General features: G+C 67.0%; 18 protein-coding genes. 13 read left to right on the top strand and 5 right to left on the bottom strand.

Features of this window, described 5'->3' with window-relative positions:
- Positions 1-5: 5 nt before the first annotated feature.
- The 13 genes from MEBOL_RS37795 to MEBOL_RS37735 all read left to right on the top strand — a co-directional run bounded on the left by MEBOL_RS37795 (position 6) and on the right by MEBOL_RS37735 (position 14,671).
- Entirely contained in the window at positions 6-905 is a 900-nt protein-coding gene (locus tag MEBOL_RS37795) for a hypothetical protein (protein ID WP_095981952.1), read from the top strand.
- A gap of 128 nt (positions 906-1,033) precedes the next feature.
- Positions 1,034-1,612 carry a type VI secretion system contractile sheath small subunit gene (gene tssB / locus MEBOL_RS37790; protein ID WP_095981951.1) on the top strand — a complete coding sequence of 193 codons (579 nt, stop codon included), beginning with the start codon at positions 1,034-1,036 and terminating at the stop codon, positions 1,610-1,612.
- Between the two features lie 42 nt (positions 1,613-1,654).
- A complete protein-coding gene (gene tssC, locus MEBOL_RS37785) occupies positions 1,655-3,148 on the top strand; it encodes a type VI secretion system contractile sheath large subunit (RefSeq protein ID WP_095981950.1) in 1,494 nt (497 codons plus the stop codon).
- 47 nt (positions 3,149-3,195) lie between these two features.
- Positions 3,196-3,768, top strand: coding sequence for a hypothetical protein (locus MEBOL_RS37780; RefSeq protein WP_095981949.1), 573 nt, complete (start codon positions 3,196-3,198; stop codon positions 3,766-3,768).
- A 30-nt stretch (positions 3,769-3,798) separates the two neighbouring features.
- Positions 3,799-5,052, top strand: a complete 1,254-nt coding sequence (gene tssK, locus MEBOL_RS37775) for a type VI secretion system baseplate subunit TssK (RefSeq protein ID WP_095981948.1) — start codon at positions 3,799-3,801, stop codon at positions 5,050-5,052.
- 1 nt (position 5,053) lies between these two features.
- Entirely contained in the window at positions 5,054-5,446 is a 393-nt protein-coding gene (locus MEBOL_RS37770) for a GPW/gp25 family protein (RefSeq protein WP_095981947.1), read from the top strand.
- Complete coding sequence (locus tag MEBOL_RS37765; protein ID WP_095981946.1) at positions 5,446-7,095, top strand: hypothetical protein; 1,650 nt, start codon at positions 5,446-5,448, stop codon at positions 7,093-7,095. The genes MEBOL_RS37770 and MEBOL_RS37765 overlap by 1 nt, the downstream gene beginning before the upstream one ends.
- A 45-nt stretch (positions 7,096-7,140) precedes the next feature.
- Positions 7,141-7,743 (top strand): hypothetical protein, encoded by a 603-nt coding sequence (locus MEBOL_RS37760; protein WP_095981945.1) that lies wholly within the window; start codon positions 7,141-7,143, stop codon positions 7,741-7,743.
- 7 nt (positions 7,744-7,750) lie between these two features.
- Positions 7,751-9,400: a type VI secretion system baseplate subunit TssF gene (locus tag MEBOL_RS37755; protein WP_095981944.1), complete on the top strand. Its 1,650-nt coding sequence runs from the start codon at positions 7,751-7,753 to the stop codon at positions 9,398-9,400.
- On the top strand, positions 9,397-10,035 hold the full coding sequence (locus MEBOL_RS37750) for a DotU family type IV/VI secretion system protein (RefSeq protein WP_095981943.1): 639 nt from the start codon (positions 9,397-9,399) through the stop codon (positions 10,033-10,035). Before MEBOL_RS37755 ends, MEBOL_RS37750 begins: the two co-directional genes overlap by 4 nt.
- Positions 10,032-10,343: a hypothetical protein gene (locus MEBOL_RS37745; RefSeq protein WP_095981942.1), complete on the top strand. Its 312-nt coding sequence runs from the start codon at positions 10,032-10,034 to the stop codon at positions 10,341-10,343. Before MEBOL_RS37750 ends, MEBOL_RS37745 begins: the two co-directional genes overlap by 4 nt.
- A gap of 3 nt (positions 10,344-10,346) precedes the next feature.
- Positions 10,347-14,147 (top strand): type VI secretion protein IcmF/TssM N-terminal domain-containing protein, encoded by a 3,801-nt coding sequence (locus MEBOL_RS37740; RefSeq protein ID WP_095981941.1) that lies wholly within the window; start codon positions 10,347-10,349, stop codon positions 14,145-14,147.
- Positions 14,144-14,671 (top strand): hypothetical protein, encoded by a 528-nt coding sequence (locus MEBOL_RS37735; protein ID WP_095981940.1) that lies wholly within the window; start codon positions 14,144-14,146, stop codon positions 14,669-14,671. The genes MEBOL_RS37740 and MEBOL_RS37735 overlap by 4 nt, the downstream gene beginning before the upstream one ends.
- Position 14,672: 1 nt before the next feature.
- Here MEBOL_RS37735 and MEBOL_RS37730 read toward each other — a convergent pair whose 3' ends face one another.
- Genes MEBOL_RS37730 through MEBOL_RS37710 form a run of 5 tightly spaced genes read right to left on the bottom strand, consistent with a single transcriptional unit; the run spans position 14,673 to position 21,667 of the window.
- Positions 14,673-16,928: a hypothetical protein gene (locus tag MEBOL_RS37730; RefSeq protein WP_095981939.1), complete on the bottom strand. Its 2,256-nt coding sequence runs from the start codon at positions 16,926-16,928 to the stop codon at positions 14,673-14,675.
- Positions 16,929-17,153 carry a hypothetical protein gene (locus MEBOL_RS37725; protein ID WP_095981938.1) on the bottom strand — a complete coding sequence of 75 codons (225 nt, stop codon included), beginning with the start codon at positions 17,151-17,153 and terminating at the stop codon, positions 16,929-16,931.
- Between the two features lie 24 nt (positions 17,154-17,177).
- On the bottom strand, positions 17,178-19,109 hold the full coding sequence (locus MEBOL_RS37720) for a hypothetical protein (RefSeq protein ID WP_157823908.1): 1,932 nt from the start codon (positions 19,107-19,109) through the stop codon (positions 17,178-17,180).
- A gap of 51 nt (positions 19,110-19,160) precedes the next feature.
- Positions 19,161-20,594 carry a type VI secretion system contractile sheath large subunit gene (locus MEBOL_RS37715; RefSeq protein ID WP_095983253.1) on the bottom strand — a complete coding sequence of 478 codons (1,434 nt, stop codon included), beginning with the start codon at positions 20,592-20,594 and terminating at the stop codon, positions 19,161-19,163.
- Entirely contained in the window at positions 20,594-21,667 is a 1,074-nt protein-coding gene (locus MEBOL_RS37710) for a 3-deoxy-7-phosphoheptulonate synthase (protein WP_095981936.1), read from the bottom strand. The genes MEBOL_RS37715 and MEBOL_RS37710 overlap by 1 nt, the downstream gene beginning before the upstream one ends.
- Positions 21,668-21,715: the final 48 nt, after the last annotated feature.

Here is a 21,715-nt window from a genome sequence, read left to right as displayed (position 1 = left end):
ACATCATGGAGGAGCCGCTCGAGCGGCGTATTCGCGAGCGCATCCGTTCCTTCGACATCCCCGCGCTGCTGGCGGTGTTGGAGGCCTCCGGCTACGCAGACGCGGAGATCGAATACCGCGGACAACGCACCACCGTGCACCAGTCCCACCTGGTGCATGACATCGCGTTCATCCACGAGCCGGACAAGCGGGTCATCATCACGGTGAACATGGGGCTGCTCAGCGCGCAGTCTCCGCTGCCGTCCTTCCTGATGCAGACGATGGATCAGCTCGATCATGATCGGCTCGAGCGCTTCATCGGCTACTTCGATCACCTGCTCCTGCGCGATTGCTTCGCCGGGCTCTACCCGGAGCGGGAGGAGTCGCTGCTGCCGGGATGGCGGCAGGCGGAGCGGGATCGGTTGCGCCTGCTGCGTCCCACCTGTCCCAGCACCCTGCACTGGCTCTTCAGCAAGGTCTTTCCGGAAGTGGAGTTGTCGGTGCGGCGCGAGGTGCGCCAGCAGCGCCTGCCCGCGCGGGAGTTGAGGATGGGCGCCAGTGCGCTCGGCGAGGGCGATTCCATGGGGGGCTTCGCGTCCATCCCCACTGGAGGGGTGGAGGTGAAGATCCACTGCGACGAGCCCCGGGCGAGCAATGGCGTTCTCTGGGCCGAGGAGGCTCTTCGCCGCTTCAACGAGGAACTGTCACCGCTGTTGTCCGAGACGGTGCTGATGCTCACGGTGATCCTCGTCCTGCGGGATCAGGAGAGCGTCCTGCGCCTGGCTCGCGACAGCCCCCTTGGGTACTACGCGCTCCAGGACTCGCCCGCTCAGACCCAACAAGTCGTCATCTTCTCAGGTGACACGACAGGTCTCCATGCTCACGCGAAGGCGCCAAGCGGGTACACGGAGGCGCCAAGTGAGTAAGCACCCTTGACCCCTGGAATCGCTTGTCCTTAAAGTGACGATCCAGAACACAGCGGGCTGTGTCCTGCGGTGGAGGGGGAGAGTGAGGAACCGCGGGAACGGCACAACGCTTCGTGTAAGGAGAAGCCGTGTCCATCCAGGATCAGTTGCCCAAGTCGCGTATCACGCTCAAGTACCGCACGACCATCAACGGACAGAAGGAGGACGTCAAGCTTCCCTTCCGGATGGTGGTGCTCGGTGACTTCTCCCAAGGGAGCTCCACGGACCGTCAGGCGGACCTGGAAGAGCGGCAGATGCGCTCGGTCACGGGTTCCAACATCAACGAGCTGATGCGGGACATGGGCATGTCCCTGTCGCTCGAGGTGAACGACAAGGTCAGCGCGGAGGGTCAGGGGAGGATGTCGATCCAGCTGCCCATCACCGGGATGAAGTCCTTCAACCCGGACGAGATCGTCAACCACGTCCCCAAGCTCCAGGCGCTGATGCTGCTGCGCAAGCTGCTGATGGAGATGCAGGCGGACATCGACAACCGCAAGGATCTGCGGCGCACGATCTACGAGCTGTTCTCCAACAAGGAGAACCTGCAGAAGGTCCTGGAGAGCGACGAGCTCAAGAACTACGTGTCCATGCGCCTGCCCAAGGCCCGGACGCAGTCCTCCGAGCAGCCCGCGCTCGCCGCCGATAACGCCGCGGCCGCCAAGGCCTGATTCCTTCCCGCCCCCTTCATCACGCCGAGGACTCCTCTTCCCATGGCCGTCGAGAAAAACTACATCAGTGAGCTGTTCAAGTTCCGCGGGCTCGAGATCCCCACGAGCGCCGAGCCGATGATCGGCACGGGACTGGTGCCTGTGTCCGCCAACGAGACGCAGACCCCCGGCGACGAGCGCTTCATGTCCGCGCTGGCGGCGCTGCTCTACAACGTCGAGCCCGTCCAGGACGAAGTGGGCCAGGTCCGCTTCGACAAGGGCGAGGTGCTCAAGAGCATCGCTCGCATCGATGAGCTGATCGAAGCGCAGATCAACGAGATCCTCCACGAGGAGAAGTTCCAGCAGATGGAGGCCGCGTGGCGGGGCCTCGAGGATCTCGTCAACCACACGAACTTCCAGGCCGACATCACCATCGACATCCTGGATGTCTCCAAGGAGGAGCTGTCCGAGGACTTCGAGAAGAACTCGAGCAGCCTCTTCTCCAGTGCCCTGTTCGACAAGATGTACATCAAGGAGTACGACCAGTTCGGCGGTCGGCCCTACGGCGTGATGCTGGGTCTGTATGACTTCGCCGCCACGCGCTCGGATCTCACCTGGCTGGAGCGCATGGCGCTGATCGCCAACGCGGCGCACTGCCCGTTCATCGCCTCCGCCAGCCCCAAGTTCTTCGACTGCGAGACCGTCGAGCAGCTCGAGTCCCTCAAGAACCTGGATGGTGTGCTGAGCCACCCGCGCTACAGCAAGTGGCACGCCCTGCGGAACAAGGAAGAGGCCGCCTACATTGGCCTGACGCTGCCGCGCTACGTGGTGCGCCTGCCGTGGAACCCCGACACCAACCCCTGCGAGGTGCTCAACTTCAAGGAGGATGCGGAGGGTGACTCGAAGAAGTACCTGTGGGGCAGCGCGGCCTATCTGATGGGCCGCAACCTGGCGAACGCCTTCGAGCTGTCGGGCTGGTGCCAGTCCATCCGCGGGCCCAAGAGTGGCGGACTCGTCAAGGAACTGCCGGTGGACAGCTTCACCCTGCGCGGGCAGAAGATGATCCAGATGCCGGTGGAGATCGCCATCCCCGACTATCGCGAGTTCGAGTTCGCCCGCAACGGGTTCATCCCGCTCGTGTACCGGAAGGGGACCGGCGAGGCGACGTTCTTCAGCACCCAGTCCATCAAGCAGGCCCAGAAGTTCAAGGACCCCAAGGACTCGGAGAACGCGCAGCTCGTCACCAACCTGGCCTACACCTTCTCCATCACCCGGCTCGCGCACTACGTGAAGAGCATCATGCGCGACAACATCGGTGGCACCGCGGATGCCGCCTATGTCCAACGTCAGATCGAGTCTTGGCTGGCGGGTTATGTGACCACGGTGACCAACCCCGATGACTTCACCCTGCGCCGATTCCCCTTCAAGGCCATCAACGTCCAGGTAGAATCCCGGGCGGGAGAGATCGGTTGGTACGACTGCAAGGTGGCCGTGCTGCCGCATGTCCAGTTCGAAGGTCTCAATGTGGAGTTGATGTTGGAGTCCCGCCTGGGATAGCTGGGCGCTTGTCGTAGTGTCAAACCCATCCAAGACAGGAAGGTACAATGCCTCAATTCGCGCGCTCCCTGAATGTTGCCCAGGGCTTCAATTTCCGTAAAGACAAGCAGTCTTCCGTGGGTTTCATCACCGAGCTGACCGTGGGCAAGGAAACGCTCGTGGCCGACCAGAAGACGGTGCTGGATCCTCTGAATCCGGGCACGGCGCTCGACGGCGTGGTGGGGGTCCTGGGCCACTACATGTGGGAGCTGGGCACCACGGACGCCATCTACCTGTCCGCGCAGATCTCCACGGAGAACAAGCAGCTGTTGACCGCGGCGCTTCTGGGCGAGATGACGGACATGACGGTGAAGTTCAGCTACTCCGTCTACGAGTATGACCCCGTGGCCAAGAATTACTTCCTGTCCAACAAGGGCGAGGACCTCGAGGGAATCCTGGAGAAGAATGGCGACTCCTTGAACCTGAGCGTGGCGGACGATGAGTCCACCGAGGTTCAGTCGCCCAAGAACTTCACCCTGCAGATGGGCATCAAGCCGGACACGAAGGAGCAGACCATCGTCCTGGCGACCGGCGCTCAGAAGAACGTCGCCAAGAAGTGGGGCATCACCGCGGCGGGGTAACGCTCGTCCCTCACGTCAGGAATCCACGACATGCAGCGCCTCAAGCTCGCGCGGGTCCGCTGGCAGGTTGGCCAGACGCTCCTTCCCGAGCACTTTCGCGCCCAGGATGAAGCCCTCTCGGCGGAGGCGCGACTGCATGCCGAGTTGTCCGGACTCCCCCAGACGGGGATCGCCTCGCTCGCCTGGAGCGAGGCGATGCTCGGAGAGGGCAGTCTGTCCATTGCCTCGATGACCGCTGTATTGCCGGGTGGCTTCCTGGTGGATGTGCCAGGCAACGCCACCTTGCCGTCTTTCTCCCTGGAAGCAACCGGCCGCGCGGAGGTCAGCGTCTTCCTGCACCTGCTGGAGGACACGCGCGGGGCCGAGGGCGTGCCGCTCTACGCGGATGAGCCTCCCACGGTGCAGCGCGTGCTTCGCCGTCTGCAGCTCTCCAGCGAGCAGTCCGCGGACCGGGCCTTGTCCTCGCTGGAACTGGCGACCTTCTCCAAGGATCTCCAGGGCGCATGGCATCCCTCTTCGCGCAAGGTGCCTCCCCTGTTGCTCGTGGGACCGAATCCCTTCCTGGAGGAGTTGCTCGGTGAGCTGGATTCGCTCCTGGAGAAGGTGCATGGCCAGCTGCGGACCCTGTTGCTGGACAGCTACCAGCGAGGGGAACGGCTCGCCAGTGCCCGAAGGACCTTGTTGGAGGTTCGCCGCCTGCAGTCCCTGCGGGCCGACATGAAGGGCGGCATCTGCCCCCATCCCTACTCGTTCTTCGATCTGCTGCGCCGCCTCTACTTCGAGACGTGCTGCTACCTGGAGCAGGAGCCCGGAGAGAGCCTGCCCGCGTACCAGCACGATGACCTGGGGCAGGGGTTGTGGGGATGGATGGATCTGCTCAACCGTGTCTTCCGTCCCGAGGATACGCGGCTCACCTACAAGCCTTTTGATTGCCGGGACGGGCAGTTCGTTCTCGCTCCCCTGCCTCAATTGGAGGAGGGCGTTCAGAGCGAGTTGTATCTCCTGGTGCGGGGAGAGGATCCCAGCAAACCGCCGTCCATGGAGGGGGTGAAGCTCGCGAGCCCCTCCCGGTTGCCGACGGTGCGCCGGCTGGCGCTGCGGGGCATCGCCTTTCAGCACGTGCCCCATACCTCCTTCCCCCATGCGTTCGGTCCGGAGATCTCCTGGTACAAGCTGTCGTTGGGGGAAGAGTGGCAATTCGCTGTTCGTGACAATGGTATGGCCTTCTATGTCACCCCCGCGCTCCAGGGCATGCAGGTCTTCCTCTTCTGGCGCAGGGCTTGAGATGGCGCGCCCTTCTTTCCTCGACAAATTCATCAGTCCATCCCGTGGCTCGGAAGCCGACGGCGAATTGGTGCGCGTGCGGCAGAACCTGGAGGCCGTGCTCAACACCAAGGAGGGGTATGGCTACTTCGTCGAGGGATTCGGCCTGGGCCGCTACACCGAGCGTTTCGGCACCCGGGAGTTGATGACGACGCTGAAGGACGAGTTGCTGCACGTGGTGCGGCACCAGGAGCCGCGTCTGCAGGAGCCCGAATTGGAGCTGCGTGGCCGGGACTCCGGGTTGTGGTTGCACTTCGTCCTGACTGGCATGCTCCACGGGGCTCCGTGTACCCTGCGTCTTCTCTTTCACACCGTGAGTGGACAGGTCCGGGTGGAAGAGGACGAGGAGGGTTGATGGATCGTGTCTTCCAGGATCGACTGGCGGTCTCCCTCACCCTGCGCATGGGCGGAAAGACCCATGACATCGATGCGGGTCACCTCAAGCGCTTCTCCCTGGAGCTCTGGAGTTGGGGGCTCGAGGGCGAGGTGGAGTTCGTGCTGACGGACAACCAGGAGAAGGGCGGCCAGGAGAAGGACGTCCTTCTGCCGGATTTCCTCAAGCCCGACCTGGTCGAGGTGTCCCTCTCGCTGATGGCGGTCCTTCCCGAGACCTCGGCGAAGCCCACCCATACCGCGCTGGAGATCAAGGGCTTCGTCACCGACAAGACGCTCGTCGAGGACACCGTTCCCACCGAGTCCTCCAGCGCCGTGCTCCATCGCCGCTATGGCATTCGCTTCGAGGATGCCGCGCGGCTGTTGTGGCGGCAGCACCATCCCTGTGCGCTCTACACCTCGAAGACGGTGCAGGACATCCTGGAGGCGCACAAGGGCGAGAAGATCCGCCTCGCCTATGACTGGGATGCAGGTCTCGGCACCACGCATCCCATGCTCTTCGTTGGGCTGGAGCCGGGCAGTGGGATCAGCTTCTACGACTGGGTGCTGTGGTACGTGTACGGGCACGCGGGTGTCTTCACCTACGACTACGCGGCGCATGGCTACAAGTTCGCGGGCGCCAAGGACGTCTCGGGCACCCCGCTGGAGTTGCACGCGGACAACCTGGCGGGGCTGGAGGTGCTGCTGCCCGAGATCATCCGCCACGACGTGACGGTGCTCAACGCCACGGCCGAGAGCCCCCAGACCCAGGCCGTGACGCAGAAGAACGCGGTCACTGGCATCCGTCAGGACGTGCTGTTGTGCACTCCCATCTCGGATGAGATGCAGGCCCAGGTGAATCTGGAAACCGCGCGGCTCAAGGCGCGGGAGCCGGAGATGGAGCTGGTCTGGCGCTCCTTTCCCGAGAAGGCCTTCACTCCCGGAGCGCTCGTCAAGCTGCCGGCGAACCCGGCCTGGGGCGCCGCGGGCGTGGCGAAGGACGCGGTCCTGCGCGTGCGCAGCATGCACCTGTCCGGAGAAGTGACGGAGGAGCAGGGCGAGGAGGAAGTGTATGGCGATGACGCCGCCCTCTTCACCTTCAGCATGTCGACCCGCCTGGAGGGCAAGAACGATCCCCACGTGGATCTGCCCGCCTGGCGGCCCCCGAGCTATCCACGCTACGTGGAGGGCTTCATCGTCAGCGAGCAGGGCGACACGAAGGACGAGACCTGGCAGGCCTACACGGATTCGGGCACGTCGTTGGATGGATACAAGGTGAAGATCCCCCTCTTCGAGGATCAGATCATCCCCGCGCCCTTCAACCCCAATCTGCTGCCCGGTCACTTCTACTTCCCCGCCTACAAGGGGGAGCGCGTGCTGATGGCGCTCGGCTTCCAGAAAGCGTGGATCAAGCGCTTCCTGGACTGGCGCGCGGGCGCGCGCATGCCCCAGGATGGGCAGGGAGTGCAACTGCTGGTGGGCAAGACGCCCGAGAATGGTACCGCGCTCAAGCACTTCTACGCGGACGACAAGCCCGTGTTCCTGATGCAGCGCACACATGACAAGGACACGCAGAAGATCCAGCTCAACGAAGGCACGCTGCTCATCCAGGTGAAGGAAGAGCCGTCGTAACACGACAGCGGAGCCACGGGCTCCCCACCGAGGAGGCGAGGAATCATGGGCAAGCTCGTCTGCACCGTCGAACTGGACAAGGAGAAAGGCGTCACCGTAAAGGTGGAGAACGCCGATGATCAGATCACCCAGACCGTGGTGATGGACGGCACGAGCATCACCATCACGGTCAAGGGTTCCTCGGAGACGAGCACCTACGTCCAGAAGCAAGACAGCGTCACCATCACCTGCAAGGACTTCACCGTGGACGCCACCGGGACGCTCACCCTCCAGTCGCAGAAGGCCTCGAGCTGGACGAGCCAGGACACGCTCTCGCTGGAGAGCACCAAGGACATGTCCTTCACCTCCAAGGCCAAGCTCACGCAGAGCGCGACGCAGGACGCCAAGCTGTCCTCCAACGCCAACGTGGCCGTGGAGGCCACGTCCAACCTGGACATGAAGGGCATGCAGACGAGTCTCACGGCCTCCGCGGGCGACAACAAGGTGGAGGGCGTCAACCTGAAGATGGCGGGCAAGGCCCAGGCGGAACTCTCCGCGCCCATGACCAAGGTGGCCGCGCAGGGCAAGCTCGGCCTGGAGTCCGCGGGCCTCGCGGAACTCAAGGGCTCGATGACCACCGTGGGTGGTTCGCTCGTGAAACTGGGGTGAGTGGGCGGTGAGTGACGCGTCGGAACGCATCTATCTGGACTACCTGAACGAACTGGACGCGCTCGAGCGCTTCCGGCAGCGCTTCCTGGAGTCGCATCCCAGCGTGCCCCTGGACCGGGAGGATCCGCATGTGCGGCGCCTCATCGAGTCCATGGCGTTCTTCTCCGTGCAGACCCGCCTGGCCACGCAGCACAACCTGCGCTCCACCTGGCTGCGGCTCTTCTCCTCCTTCTTCGACTTCCTGCTGCGGCCCCTGCCCGCGGTGGCCCTGGTCCAGGCGCTGCCGGCGGAGAAGATGACGGAGACGCTGGTGCTCGCCCGTGGCACCGAGCTGCGCCTGACGCCCGCCCATGGGGGTCCAGGGACATTCCGCACCCGGCGTCCCCTGCGCATCCTCCCCATCTCCCAGACGGGAACGGAGGTGGTGCGCCTGGCGGACGGCCGCTGGCGGCTCATCCTTCGTTTCGAGTCCGCCTTCCCGCGCCGGGACGCGGTGGGGGTGATGAGCCTGCATGTGCGCCACCTGGATGAGTACCGGCCCTCGCTGGCCGTCTTCCATGCGCTGCGCCAGCACCTCAAGCAGGCGAGCGTGGTGTACGACGCCCAGGCGAGTGACACCTCACAGGGCAGCCCGTGTGAATTCGTCTTCGGCGACAGTCCCGCCGACGTGGACGACTCGGCCCGTTACGAGCACCCGCTGCAGAGCGTGCGCGGGTTCTTCCAGATGCCCGAACAGGGACTCTTCCTTCATGTGACGGTGCCCTCGTCGCGCAAGGAGTGGAGCCGCTTCAGCCTGTGTCTGGATCTGGATCGCGCCTGGTCGGTGGGACGCTCGCCCCATCCGGATATCCTCCACCCCTTCGTGGTGCCGGTGGAGAACCTCAAGGCCGAGCCCGCCCAGCCCATCAGCGCCGATGGCACCCGGTCCGAGTACGCCATCCGTGGGATGTCCGCCGGCCGGGATCTGCAACTGCATTCCATCACCGGGGTGTTCGTCCTCGGCAAATCGGGGCGCGCGCCCATGCGTCCGGCCTTCCTGCCGGGCGAGGGGCCAAGCTACGAACTGGATGAGGGGCTCGACGAGGAGATGCGCCCACGTCACAGTCTGCTCGTGCGCATGCCCGAGGCCTTCTCCGAGCCGAACAAGCTGTTGGTGGAGGCGCTCTGGTACCAGCCCCACTTCGTCTCCAATGCCGTGGGCCGGGTGAACATCTCCACCCCGGGCCGGCACGTGGAAGGTCTGGGCTGGCAACTGGTGGGCCGGCTCCAGCCGCATCGGGACAGCGCCTTGCGCAACGACGTGGCGGGGCTCACCCGGCTGTTGGCCTGGAAGGTCAAGTCCACCCTCGATCGCAACGAGCTGGCCGCGCTGCTCAACTATCTCGGGACTCCCGCCGAGGAGCCCTTCCGCCGGGTCCTCCCGTGGCTGCGCGAGCTCAAGGCCACGGTGGCGCCCGATGGCGCGCTGCGCGGCTCGGGCCTGTTGCACATCTACGAGGTGCTGCTCGAGCCCTTCGACTCCAGCGCCGAACCCCTGGTGGCCTGTTTCCTGGAGCAGGTGCACCGCCTGCTCGATGCGTGGAATGGTGAGGCCTCGGTGGTGCTGCGTCCCTCCGTGGCGGGGGTGGGCGCCTTCCCGTTGACGGTACCCTCATGAAACTCGAGCATTGGCAGAACATCCTCCGGACGTACCGGCAGGTGCGCTCGCTGTTGGACCAGTCCCTGCCGCCCGAGCCCACCTCGGCGCGGGAGCGCATCCAGGTCCGGGTGGGAAGCCAGGGCCTGGCCCTGTTGCAGCAGCAGTTGATCTTCGACGTGGAAGCGCTGCGCGGCGTCCTGGGGTCGGCCTATGGCGAGCAGGAGCTGGACGAGGCGATGCGTCCCTTCGTCTACCTCGTCGATGAGCTGGTGCGGCGCCGGCTCGCGGACGAGGAGCAGCCGGACTGGCCGATGCTCCAGTACAAGCTGTTCAGCACCGACTCGGGAGGCGATCGCTTCTACGAACTGGCCGATGAGAAGCTGCAGCAGCGCACCGCCGCGACGCTCGTCTTCGAGATGCTCCACTTCTGCCTCACCGCGGGCTTCGAGGGCCGCTATGAGGGCAACACCGCCCGGCTGCGCGAGTACAAGACGCGGCTGGCGGCCCGCATTCCCAAGCCGGAGGCGGTGCCCGCGCCTCCTCCCGCCGAGGCGTTGGCGCCCCTCGTCCATGCCTTCCCCTGGCGCTACTACGGGGTGTCCGCGCTGCTGGTGGTGACGCTTCCGGTGCTACTGTGGTGGTTGTCGAGATGAAGGACAAAGCGCAGATGACGCGGGAGGCACCGGGTCCCCGGGCTCAACTGGCCCGCCTGGAGCAGCTCATCCAGTCCGAGCTGGGACGGTTGAGCGCGGGCGTGGTGCCCCTGCTGGACGAGGTGCGCGCGGGAGTGGCGGCGCTCGACCCGGAGCCCGGAGGGACGCGTCTGGCGCCCGCGGAGCACGAGGCCCGGCACGCGAAGTTGCTCGAGTCCTTGGATGGTCTGGAAGAAGTGCTGGAGGCACTCCAGCTGGCCGCGCGTTCTGGCCGTCCCGCGGCGGGCTCGGCCCGGGGGGAGGGCTGAACCGTGTTGTCTCCGCGAGAGATCATCGTTTCGGAGCTGTTGAGCGCGGAGCCCTCCCAGGCGTTGAGCACGGGGGTCAAGGCGCTCAACACCGAAGTGAACACGGTCAAGAGCAGCGTCACCTTGCTCCATAAGATATGGGGCACGGTGAGCCCGTTCTTGCCGTGGGTATTGCTCGCCCTGGGCGTGGGACTCGTCGCGTTCATCGCTTGGAAGCTCTACAAGCGCCGAAGGGGCGGGAGTCTGCCCGCCGCGGCCACCGAGAGCGGCCCGCCGCCCATGGACAGCCACCGGCTGTCGCGGGTGCGCGGCGCCTTCCTGTCCGGACTGCCCCTGGTCAATCGCGCCGCCGTGGTGGACCTGCCCACCGTGGTGGTGTTCGGCCCCGCGGGCAGTGGCAAGACCCAGCTCATCGGTCTGGACGTGGACTGGCAGCGTCAGGCCCGTCAGTACCTGCCCAGCTACACGTCGGATCCGCTGCTGCAGGTCTACCTGGGGCCCGACTGCGTGGTGCAAGAGGTGTCGGCGCCGCTGCTCGAGGATGAGACGCTCTCCGCCCGGGCCGCCTTGCGCCGCATGTGGAAGCGCTGCTTCAGCCACCGGCAGAAGGGCCTGGCGGTCATCGCCCTGGACGTGCGCTGGCTCTCCGACACGCCTCCCGACGAGCAGCGGCGCTACGCCCAGCTCCTGCGCGGCAAGCTCAACCTCATGTCCGAGGCGTGCGGCGGCCCCGTGGAGACGCGCCTGTGCCTCACGCACATGGATGGGCTGGAGGGCTTCGAGGACTTCGCGCGGCTGCTCAAGACGCACGGCGTGGCGCTCGCCTTCGACATCCCCAAGCAGGGCGAGGAGGACAGCCTGTCCTCGCTGCTGCAAGGCCAGGAGCAGTACCTGGCCCTGGGCCTCACGTCGCTGCCCGTGGACGCGTTCGAGCGGCTCGAGCACTTCTACTCGCAGGGCGGCCGTTCGTTCTCGGGACTCGGCCGCTTCGTCACCGCGCTGCTCGAGGGCGACACGCTCTCGTACAAGCCCCGGCTCTCGCGCGTCTATCTGTCCTCCCTCACGCCGGAGGCGCGCGCGAGCGGCACGCTCTCCGTGGTGGCCGAGGCGAGCGCCAACGAGGCGCTGCGCCGGCTCTACCTGCAAACCCACCTGCGGCGCGCCGCGGCGATCGCCGCCGTGTTCTGCCTGCCCGTCCTGGCCGCGTATGTCCACTTCTACGTGCTGCTGGACGAGGCCCAGGACGAGGTGCAGCGCCTCGAGGACACCGTCTCGCAGTTGAGGGAGCAGGGAATCGAGGGCAGGGGAGAGGTGGTGGAGGATCTGGTGAACCGGGCCGCGGAGGCGCTGTTGCACCTCAAGCGCGCCGAGCGCTGGTGGCCCCCGCTGAGCACCAGTTTCCCCGAGGAGACCCTGGCCCTGCGTCAGCGCCTGGCCTCGGGCATCCGCGAGAGCCACTTGCGGCCCGCCCTGGAGCGCTGCCGCAAGAATCCCGAGGACTGCCGCCCCGAGCAGGTGGTCTACCTCCTGTCCACCCTGCACGCCTCCAACAAGGACGTGTTGGGCACCTTCGTCAATTCCAGTCTCCACACCCAGTCCTCGCGCCGCGCGGCCGCGCCCACTCCCGATGGCGCGAGCCCGTCCGGCGTCGCGTCCAACCGCACGTGGATCTCCGCGCTCGACCTGAGCGAGCCGCTCATCGCCACCTATGTGCTCGCCAGTGACTCGCCCTGGGAGCGCGATCCCCCGTGCCGCAAGGACGCCACCGTGCAGGTGTCCGCCAACGAGGAGGTCTGGTCCTGCTGGCCCTTCACGGAGCGGCTGACGTTCGAGAGTCAGCTCAAGCCCTGGATGGAGCACTTCCTCTTCCTGCGCCAGGCCCTGGAGGCCAAGGACATCGCCCGGTTGGATCTGCGCCGCGCCGAGCGGGAAAGGCTCCAGGCGCAGCTGGCCGATCTGGACGTCTACGCCTCGCTGCCCACCGTGCTCAACCTGTTCGACACCTCCAAGGTGCAGGTCAACACGCGGCACTTCCACGGCATCGAGACCACGGTCGACGTGCTCGCGTGGCTGCAGCGCAACCGCGAGACGCTCGCGGGCATCCTCCGCATGGAGGAGGACGCCTACGCGGGCCTGCTCGCGGTGGAGAAGATGGGGCCGTCCGAGCTGCTCACCCGGGATGGGCTCTGGCTGCCCGGCAGCAACAAGGGCCCGTATCGCATCGAGCTCTTGCAGCAGTCCTTCGAGTTCCGCCCGCCCCAGCTGTCGAGGGAGCTGCTCCAGGCGATCCTCGACGACAAGGACAAGCGCGGGCAGCTGACGCTCAATGGGCAGGCCCCCATCCGCGCCGGGCAGATGGTGCTCACCCGCACGCTGTTCGAGACGGATCTGCGGCCCCTGGTGGATGAGTTCACCCAGCGGCTCAAGGACGCCCAGCTTCCCACGGAGGAGTCCGCCAAGCGCTCCCAGTACGTGCGTCAGCGCGTGGACGTGTTCTCCCAGGGCTACCGCGATGGCCTCTTCTACAGCGTGCGCCACTACCGCTTCAGCGCCTCGCGCAAGCTGCTGATCGACGAGCTCGCGCGGCTGTCCCAGCCCTCCTCGGAGCAGGTGGACATGCTGCGCGACGTGTCCGAGCGCGCCAACCTGGAGACACTGGAGGGGCCCTATTACGAGCCCTTGCGCAACGCCGTGGCGCCCTTCCGGCCCGTCGTCCAGTTGATGGTGGCGGACAAGAGTGGCTTCTACACGGCGCTCGCGCCCTACCAGGCCCTGGTGGCGCAGATGCGTGACGAGCTGGACTCCGCGTCCCAGCCAGGCGCCGCCAAGCCGGCCGCTCCGGGCGCGGCCCCCGCCAAGGCTGAAACCGCCGAGGCTCCGGCTCCCGCCGCGGAGGGGTCGACCACCCAGCTCGCGGATTTGATCACTCCGTTGGAAAAGGTCGCCCTCGCCATGCTGCTGGAGGAAGAGGGCTCCTATCTGCGCAAGGCCCATGCGTGGTTGGATCAACAGGGCATCACCGGCGAGCTGCGCCAGCCCTTCCTCGAGCCCTTCCTCGCCGTGCAGAAGATGGGCAAGGAGGAGCTGGAGAACACGCTCGCGCGGCAGTGGGAGGAGTCCTCCGGGCGCATGCTGCGGCCGCTGCTCTCGCGCTACCCGTTCAACCCCACCGCGAAGGAGGACGTGGACCCGAGCGAGCTGGAGGTGCTGCGGCGCAAGGACGGCGCCTTCTGGCACTTCGTGGATCAGGTCTTCTCCCGGGTGTGCGCGGAGCGGGGCACGCAGTGGGGCCTGCGCGGCACACTGCGCGACAAGCTGCAGCTGCCCGAGTCGCTGCTGCCCACCCTCAGTCAGTTGTCCCGCCTGTCCAAGCTGCTCTGGGACGACGAGGGACGGCCTCGGCCGCTGATGCTCAAGGTGCAGCCCCAGCCCCTGCCGCCCCCGCCCATGCCGGGTGTCTTCGTCACCATGTCCTCGCTCAAGTGCGGCAAGACGACCGCCTACGGCTTCAACCAGAGCCCCACCTGGCAGGACTTCCCGTTGAGCTGGTGGGATCAGCAGGTGTCCTCCATCGTGCTGGAGTTGCGCTCGCCCGCGCGCGATGATCCCAAGTTCCTGTCGTTGCCCTGGAACCGCTCCGTCTGGAGCTGCTTCCGTCTCTTCGAGGAGGCCCAGGTGACGTCGGATCAACGGAGGCAATGGAGCCTGGTGCTGCAGGGGAACAACGTGAGCAAGCGGGGAGTGGAGATCGGCTTCGGCCTCAAGGGCGATCCCTGGGTGCCGTTCCGGGAGGTGCCTCGATGAACGTGCGCGGAGGGCTCACCGCCCTGGCGGCGCTCGTGTTGGGTGCCTGTGGACCGAGTCAGATCAGCCTGAGCATCAAATCGCCCGTGGGAACCAACATGGGCCGGCCTCTGTACATGCTCGTGCGTCAGGTGGACCCCAAGCAGTACGCCAACGAGGCGTACTCCGAGGTGGCCGCCCGCGTGGGCGTTCCGGACGAGACCGTGTTGCAGACGTCCGTCATCTACCCAGGCACCGTCCAGCGCTTCCAGGTGAAGGCGCCCAAGGCCGGCTCGGTGGCGGTCTCCTTCCTCTTCACCGCGCCGGATGGCAACTGGCAGCTGCTGCTCAGCCCGCCCCTGACGCGCTCGGTGGACGTGGAGCTGGCCACGAGCCGCATCTTGCGTGAGTCGAGTGCCCGGGGGGATGAGGGCGAGGACGAGGCGCCCGCCGCGTCCGAGGAGAAGGCGCCCGCGGCGCCCGCGGTCCCGGAAGGCTTCAAGCTGCCGGAGCTGCCCAATCCCCTGGGCGGCGGCAAGAAGTAGCTCAGCCCGCCAGCGCTCGCACCTGGGTCTGGAGATTGTCCATCACCGTCCCCACCTGGGTGCGTGCTTGCTCCACCACGGGGGCGAAGGGGTTGAAGTCCCGGAGCGATGCCTCGAGCGCGTCCACGGGCGCCAGCAACTGGTTCTTCGCCGCCTCCACCCGGCCCGTCATCTCGTCGATCTGCTGGGAGGCCGTATCCACCAGGCCTCCCGCTCGCTGGGTGAAGGTGCCGAGCACCTGTTCCACCTGCCGGGTCAGCTCGGTTTCGACGTGCTCGCGGGCCTTCCGGGCCTCCTCGAGCGCCGTGTCCACCGTGGTGCGGACCGACTCCAGGCCGGTCTTCACCTGTTCCCGGGCCGTGGTCACCTGCTGGTCGACCGTCTCGCCCACCGCCTCCACCTGATCCGTCGCGGCCTTCACTCCGTCGGCTAGGGTCTGCTTCAGCGTCGCGAGCTGCTCCGTCACCTGTTGCTTGAGCGTGTCCACGCGTGAGGCCACCTGGGTCTCCAGCGCCTCCACCTGCTTGGCCACCTGCTCCTTCGCGGTCGAGATCTGCTGCGTCACCTGCGCCACCAACTGCTCCAGCTGCGCGAGTGCCTGATCGATCCCGCTCTGCACGGACTGGGTGAGCGTCTGGATCTGCTGCACGAGCTGCTGTTTCAGCGCGTTCACCTGCTCGATGGCCTGCGCCTGGATCTGCTCCACCTGGGAGATGAGCTGATCCTGCACGGCGGTCATCTGCTGGCTCACCTGCTGGGTGAGCGTGCCCAGCTGGGTGGAGATCTGCTTCACCACGTTGTCGATGGCCGCCATGGCCGGGTTCACCAGGGCCTTGGGCAGATCCGACGCGGGAATGGCGTCCAACATCTGCACGGCCTTGGCCAGCAGGGACTCCAGGGTGCCCACCAGGTTCTTGAAGAGCGTCTGGAGCTGCTCGAGCTTCTCGGGCAGGGCGGTGAAGACCGCCATGAGCTGCTTCTCCAGTTGCGCCACCGTCTCCATGAGGCTGTCGAGCACGGCGAAGGTGGAGTCGATCGTCTGGCGCACGGGATTCTGGATGGACTCGACGGTCAGCAGTGCCGTCTTCATCAAGGCATCCACGGCGCCCACGCCCTGGGTGATGAGCGTGTCGATCTGCTCCTGCACCTGGGTGATGAGCTTCTCCACGGCCTCGAGCTGTCCCACCAGCGTGCGCACCGGCATGCCCAGCGTCTGCTCCAGCAGATCGAGCGCCTGGTTGAGACTCTCGCCGCCCTTTTCGAGCGTGGTGCCGACGGTGGTCTCCAGCGTCTGGAGGGTGTCGCTCACCGCCTGGGTGGCGCCTTCCATCTGGGTCTTCACCGGGGCGAGCCCCGCGCGCAGCTGGGCGATGCGTTCACGGGCCGCGGCCTTGGAGGTTTCGCCCGTGGATTTGATTTCGTCGTGCAGCCCCTGCAGGGTCTTCGAGGGCGGCACGAGCGCCGCGTCGAGCGCGCCGAGCAGCTTCTGGGATTCTCCGCCCACGGTCTCCCGCATCTTCGCCGTCTTGCCGAACACTTGATCCGTCGCGGCGGTGAGCTTCGCGCTGGCGCCCTGGATCTGCTGCACCGCCTGCGTGCCCACCTGCTTGAGCAACTCCCGCAGTTGCTGCTCGCGCGCGGCGAGCTGTGATTCCAGCTTCTGGAGCTGTTCGTCCGCCTGGGCCTGGGCCTTCTGGAGCTGCTCTTGCAGTTGCTTCTCCGGCAGCCGCAGCCGGAGCATCTCCTCGTCCATCCGGGCCCGGAGCTTGCGCAGTTCCTCCAGGGCCTGCTCCTCGTGGGCCTGGAGCGCCGCGTCCTTCGGATTCTGTTGGGCCTTGGCCTTGAGCCGTTGGTGGTCCGCCTCGTACTGTTTCTCCAGCTCCAGGAGGGGCGCCTGGGCCTTCTTCACCTCCTGCTCCACCCGGGCGCGCACCTGTTCCAGCTCCGCCTGGAGCTTCTTCTCGGCGGCGGTGAGCTGGGCCTTCAGGTCCTCCTTGCGCTTGTTGAACGCGGCGATGCCCTCGTCCAGGAGCGCCTCGCAGCGCGACTCCACGTCCTGGGTGAGCGATTCGAGCTGCTGGGAGAAGGACTGCTGCTTGCCCTTCACCTGCTGCTCCAGGGCCACGCAGCGCGAGGACACGGCGGGCTCCAGCGAAGCCACCGTGGTGCGCACCTTGCCGGCGGGGACTTCGAGCTTCGCGCGCAGGGCGAGCACTTCCGCCGCCACCTTGTCGAACTGGGTCCACAGGGCCTTCACTCAGGGCTCCAGACTCGCCAGTTCGGCGTCCAGGGAATCGATCTTCGCCGCGAGCTCCTGGCCCACGCCCTCCACCTCGGGACGCAGGGTGGCGAGGGCCGCCACGAGCTTGCCCGACAGGCCGTCCACGCCGGTACGCAGGGCCGACACCTGGGCCGTCATGCCCGAGTGGAAGGACTCCAGTTCTCCGCGCAGCTCCGCTACCTTGCCGCTCAATTGCCGCATGGGTGTGCTCCGTCCGCCCGTGGGTTACCGCAGTTTCTCCAAGGAGGCCTTGGCCGCCGCCGCCGCCGCCGCGAGCTGGCCCGTGCCCTGGTCGAGTCGGGCGGAAGCACCCTTGAGCGTGCTCTTGGCCTCGGCCACCTTGGCCCCCACCTCCGCCCGGGCCCCGCCCAAGGCCGCCTTGGTTTCCGTCTGGGCGCTCTTCATCTTCGCTCGCGTCGTCCCCATCGCGGCCTGGTAGGCGGTGGAGGTCAGGCCGATGGACTCTCCCACCGACGCCGTGAGGTCTCCCTTGGCGGCCTGCACCTGGGGCGAGACGTCATAGGTGGGGGTGGGGGGCGCGGTGGCCTCGCTCTCCTTCACCTGGATGAAGAGGTGGCCCTCGCTCATGCGCACGACCTGGGTGTCTCCACCCGAGGTTCGCAGCATGCGCCACACGGGCTTGTCCTCCTGGAAGTCGTGGGTGAGCGCCGTCTGGCTCTTCTTGTTCTGCCCGAGCAGGATCTGATCCCCCTGGCCATCCTGGGGCGGACGCACACCTTCCTTCCAGTCCACGAAGCGCAGCAGCTCGGCGCGCTCGTGGTGGAGCGCCACCAGGACGCGGGTGTTCTTGTAGGGCGGAAAGAAGAACTGTCCCGGGAAGTGAATGGGCTCGGCGAGCACGCTCACCGTCTTGTTCCACAGGGGCACCGTCATCCGGAAGGAGTGGATGGAGGTCTTCTCGTCCTCGGAGATGAGGTAGCGCCTGTCCTCGGGCTCTCCACCCGGACTGTGGACGAGGCCCTCGACGTGGATGGGATAGCGGGGCGCGCGGTAGGCGGGCAGGGCGACCACCGGCTCGGACGCGGCTTCCAGTTGAAGGCTCAGGCGCGCCTGGTAGTTGGTGCTGGGCGTGTTCTGCGCGTCGTGCTGGCCCTCGTCCTCGGCGTGGGCGTCCAGCTCCAGCGTCCGCACCCGCAGGTCCTCGTCGAGCCCCGTCATGCCGGCGGACCAGAGGGAGCCCTCCATCCGCAACAGCGCCCCGGGAAACACGTCCATGGGAGGAAAGCGCTTGAAGGCCACCTGGAATTGCCGCTGGCGCACCTGGAGGCGTGCCTTCTCCTGTTTCTGCCGCTGCTCGGCTCGCGAGGCGAGCGGGGTGCGCAGAAGCACATCGTGAGACACCCCCGCGACGGCCTGGGCGTGCTCGAGCGCGACGGTGGTGGGGGCCTCGGCCAGGGCGTTGAGAACCCGGGTCCCATGCCGGATGGGCGGTGGCACGAGGACCCGAACGCTGTGCACCGGCAGGGGACTGAGCGCGGCGGCCTGTCCCGAGGCGGGTTTGCTGTCCGTCAGGAGGTACTGGTCCTTCTGGTTGTCGTAGCTGAAGACGCCCTGGTGCGTGTCCACGTACCAGAGCACGAAGTCATAGAAGCTGACGCCCGGCGCGTCCGAGCCCAGCGCGAGGCAGAAGAGCGGCTGTTTCCGCTTGAGCGTGGCCCAGTCGAGCGAGAGCTGGAGCGTGGCCTTGTGGGCCTCGAGTACCTCCGCCATCGACATGTCGGTGTGCAGTTCCGTGGGGCGGTGCTGGCGCCAGAGCACCTGGGCGGCGTCGGCGAACTCCACGGTGTAGCGGCGGAAGACGCGCGCTTCGTCCTTCAAGGCACCATGGGTCTCCGCCACGAGCCGGCGGCTGCGCACGAGCCCCTGGAGCACGAGAGGAGTGGGCGGAGATTCGAGATCAGGCTGCACCGCGGTGACCGCCAAGCGCACCTGGATCAGATCCGGCTTCTGGAAGGCGGTGAAGAGGGGGGCATCCTTCTTCTCCATCGTGGTCCAGAAGGTGACCGACGCGCTGAAGCCATGGGAGTCCATGCGCGCGGACAGGTGCTTCACCTGCCCTCCGGGAATGGAGAAGGACTGGCCTCCGGACGTGAGCGACAACTCCAGCCGGAGTTCCTCTTGGAATGGCGTACTCACCGGGTGCACCCCCATCGCTCGCGCCAGCGCCTCGCCCCCCATCATCTCATTTCAGCCGCGCAGAGGGACGGTGAATTCGAGCCGCAGCGGCGTGCCCGCCAGCTCCGGTCGCAGCACGGCGCGCAGGTGCAGGCCGCGCTCGCCCCCACCCGTGGAGACCACCTGCCCGTGTAGCTCGCAGCCTTCCTTCGTGTTTCCCGTGGGGAGGAAGGCCTCCGCGGCCCGCGTACAGACGGCGGAAACCTCTTCCTGGGTGGTCTGGATGGGCAGCCGTTCAGCCAGCTCCAGGGCCATCCGCACGATGCGGCCGGTGAGAAGTTGCGCGGGGAGCGGCGTCGCGTCCCGGCCCGCGTGCGCCGTGGGGGCCGCCACCAGGTTCACCTCGTCCGAGTCCGGCCAGCCACTCACGCCCAGGAGGCCTCGCGAGGCCAGCCGCTCCTGCTCTCGCAGGGACAGGCCCACCTCGGTCGCCACGGGCGCGCCCTCGTCCCGGGGCCGCCACACCGCGGGGGCTCGCGTCGCGCTGCCCGCTCCGACGAGCCGCGCGAAGGCATGGGTATCGCGAAAGCTCGCCGCCAGCAGCGCCGCCACGGCGAACACGGGGCTCGTGAAGCACTCGCGCCGCACGGCGCCTCGCCGCTCCGCCTTCACCACCACGGGATTGACGGCGGCGCACAGCCACCGCGACGTCTCGTCGGCCCTCAGCCGGCTCCAGGCCTCCGGAAGATGGAATTCCCGCTCGCTCGCGAGCCGCCGTGTCTCGTCCCCCAGGGACAGGGGGAGCGCCACCACCATGGGCACGGAGGCTCGCTCTCCGAGGGCGGCCCACCGGGACAGGGTGTCGGGCGCGCCGTCCACGTCCACGAGGAAGCAGGCATCGGGGCAGTGGAGCGGAGGGCCCTCGAGACTCGCGGCGAGGGCGTCCTCGAGTCCGGAGGGCGCGACGTCGAGCACCTCGATGTCCATGCCCGAGTGGGGAGGACAATGTGTCCACAGCCAGTGCAGGCCTCGCCAGGCGGACTCCAACCGCGCCACGAGCGGGTGTTGGAGGAGGTCCTTCGCGGTGGAGTAGAGGGCGTCCTCGAGGAGGGAGAGCGCGGCGCCCCGGGCGTCCGGGGACGAGCGGTGGGCCTGGTGCAGCGCCTCGGCGAGCCGGCCCGTGCCCACGGTGGCCTGGAGGCGGGCGGCCTCCTCGGGCGCCAGCGGCCTCGTGCCCGACAAGGCCTCATGCAACGAGCGCAGGGCTCGCAGATCCGGCTGGGACTCGATGACCGAGGTGAGTGCGAAGGCGTCCAGTCCGTCGAGCTGGAGCGCGTAGGTGCTCGCGTCCCCCGCGCCGAGGCGATCCTTCACGGTGACGCTCAACCCGCGCGTGGCGAGCGCCAGCCGTTCGCCAAAGGTGTCCGCCGTGAGCGGGAAGCGCTGGCCCGTGGGCGTGGGATGGAAGGCGCCAGCGACCAGCCAGCGCACTCGCGTGCGGGCCATCACGCCGCGCGGCGGTTGGGGACCACGCCGCGCAGCAACTCATGGGCTTTTCGCAACATCTGCTCGGTGGTGCTCCAATCCACACAGGCGTCCGTCACCGAGCAGCCATAGCGCAGCTTCGAGAGATCCGTGGGGATGGGCTGGTTGCCCGCCTCGATGAAGCTCTCGATCATCAGGCCCACCACCGAGCGGTTGCCCTCGCGCACCTGGTGCATCACGTCGCGCATCACCAGGGGCTGCAACTCGGGCTTCTTGTAGGAGTTGGCGTGGGAGCAGTCGACGACGACGTTGGTGGGCAGCTTCGCCTTGGTGAGCGTCTGCTCGGCGAGCGTGATCGACACGGTGTCGTAGTTGGGCCGTCCGCCGCCCCCGCGCAGCACCAGGTGCCCGTGCGAGTTGCCCCGGGTGCGGATGATCGACGACACGCCATTCTCGTTCAGGCCCAGGAAGCTGTGCGAGTGCGAGGCGGAGAGGATGCCGTTGACCGCCGCATCCAGGGAGCCGTCGGTGCTGTTCTTGAAGCCCACCGGCGTCGACAGGCCCGAGGCCATCTCCCGGTGGGTCTGGGATTCCGCCGTGCGCGCCCCGATCGCCGTCCACGAGACGAGATCGCCGTAGTACTGCGGTGCGATGGGATCGAGCGCCTCGGTGGCGGCGGGCAGGCCCAGCTCCGCCACGTCCCTCAGGAAGCGGCGGCCACGCTCCATGCCTTCCTCGATGTGGAAGGAGTCGTCCATGCGTGGATCGTTGATGAAGCCCTTCCAGCCGGTGGAGGTGCGCGGCTTCTCGAAATACACCCGCATCACCACGCAGAGGGTCTCGCGGACCTCATCGGCGAGCGCGCGCAACCGGCGCGCGTAGTCCAGACCCGCCACGGGATCATGGATGGAGCAGGGCCCGACGATGACGAACAGGCGTGGATCCTTGCGGTCCAGGATGTCCATCAGCGCTCGGCGCCCGGAGAGCACGGACTCGGCCGCGCGGTCGGTCATCGGCACGCGCGCCTTGATCTCCGCGGGAGTGGACATACGGTCGATGCCGACGACATTCAGGTTTTCAGTGCGGGAGGTCATGGCGCTCGAATGCGGTGAGGGGCCTGAGTTTAACAGGGCTCCGTGACA

The organism is Melittangium boletus DSM 14713, assembly GCF_002305855.1.
Taxonomy (GTDB): Bacteria; Myxococcota; Myxococcia; order Myxococcales; family Myxococcaceae; genus Cystobacter; species Cystobacter boletus.
Note: the sequence above shows the minus strand (reverse complement) of the source record. Positions and strands in the feature narration are given on the sequence as shown.

Bases quoted from the DNA above. Each gene is read 5' to 3' on its own strand.
- MEBOL_RS37795 (WP_095981952.1), top strand. From the start codon at position 6: ATGGAGGAGCCGCTCGAGCGGCGTATTCGCGAGCGCATCCGTTCCTTC.
- MEBOL_RS37750 (WP_095981943.1), top strand. From the start codon at position 9,397: ATGAAACTCGAGCATTGGCAGAACATCCTCCGGACGTACCGGCAGGTG.
- MEBOL_RS37760 (WP_095981945.1), top strand. From the start codon at position 7,141: ATGGGCAAGCTCGTCTGCACCGTCGAACTGGACAAGGAGAAAGGCGTC.
- tssK (WP_095981948.1), top strand. From the start codon at position 3,799: ATGCAGCGCCTCAAGCTCGCGCGGGTCCGCTGGCAGGTTGGCCAGACG.
- MEBOL_RS37710 (WP_095981936.1), bottom strand. From the start codon at position 21,667: ATGACCTCCCGCACTGAAAACCTGAATGTCGTCGGCATCGACCGTATG.
- MEBOL_RS37765 (WP_095981946.1), top strand. From the start codon at position 5,446: ATGGATCGTGTCTTCCAGGATCGACTGGCGGTCTCCCTCACCCTGCGC.
- MEBOL_RS37725 (WP_095981938.1), bottom strand. From the start codon at position 17,153: ATGCGGCAATTGAGCGGCAAGGTAGCGGAGCTGCGCGGAGAACTGGAG.
- MEBOL_RS37715 (WP_095983253.1), bottom strand. From the start codon at position 20,594: ATGGCCCGCACGCGAGTGCGCTGGCTGGTCGCTGGCGCCTTCCATCCC.
- tssC (WP_095981950.1), top strand. From the start codon at position 1,655: ATGGCCGTCGAGAAAAACTACATCAGTGAGCTGTTCAAGTTCCGCGGG.
- MEBOL_RS37770 (WP_095981947.1), top strand. From the start codon at position 5,054: ATGGCGCGCCCTTCTTTCCTCGACAAATTCATCAGTCCATCCCGTGGC.
- MEBOL_RS37745 (WP_095981942.1), top strand. From the start codon at position 10,032: ATGAAGGACAAAGCGCAGATGACGCGGGAGGCACCGGGTCCCCGGGCT.
- MEBOL_RS37735 (WP_095981940.1), top strand. From the start codon at position 14,144: ATGAACGTGCGCGGAGGGCTCACCGCCCTGGCGGCGCTCGTGTTGGGT.
- MEBOL_RS37780 (WP_095981949.1), top strand. From the start codon at position 3,196: ATGCCTCAATTCGCGCGCTCCCTGAATGTTGCCCAGGGCTTCAATTTC.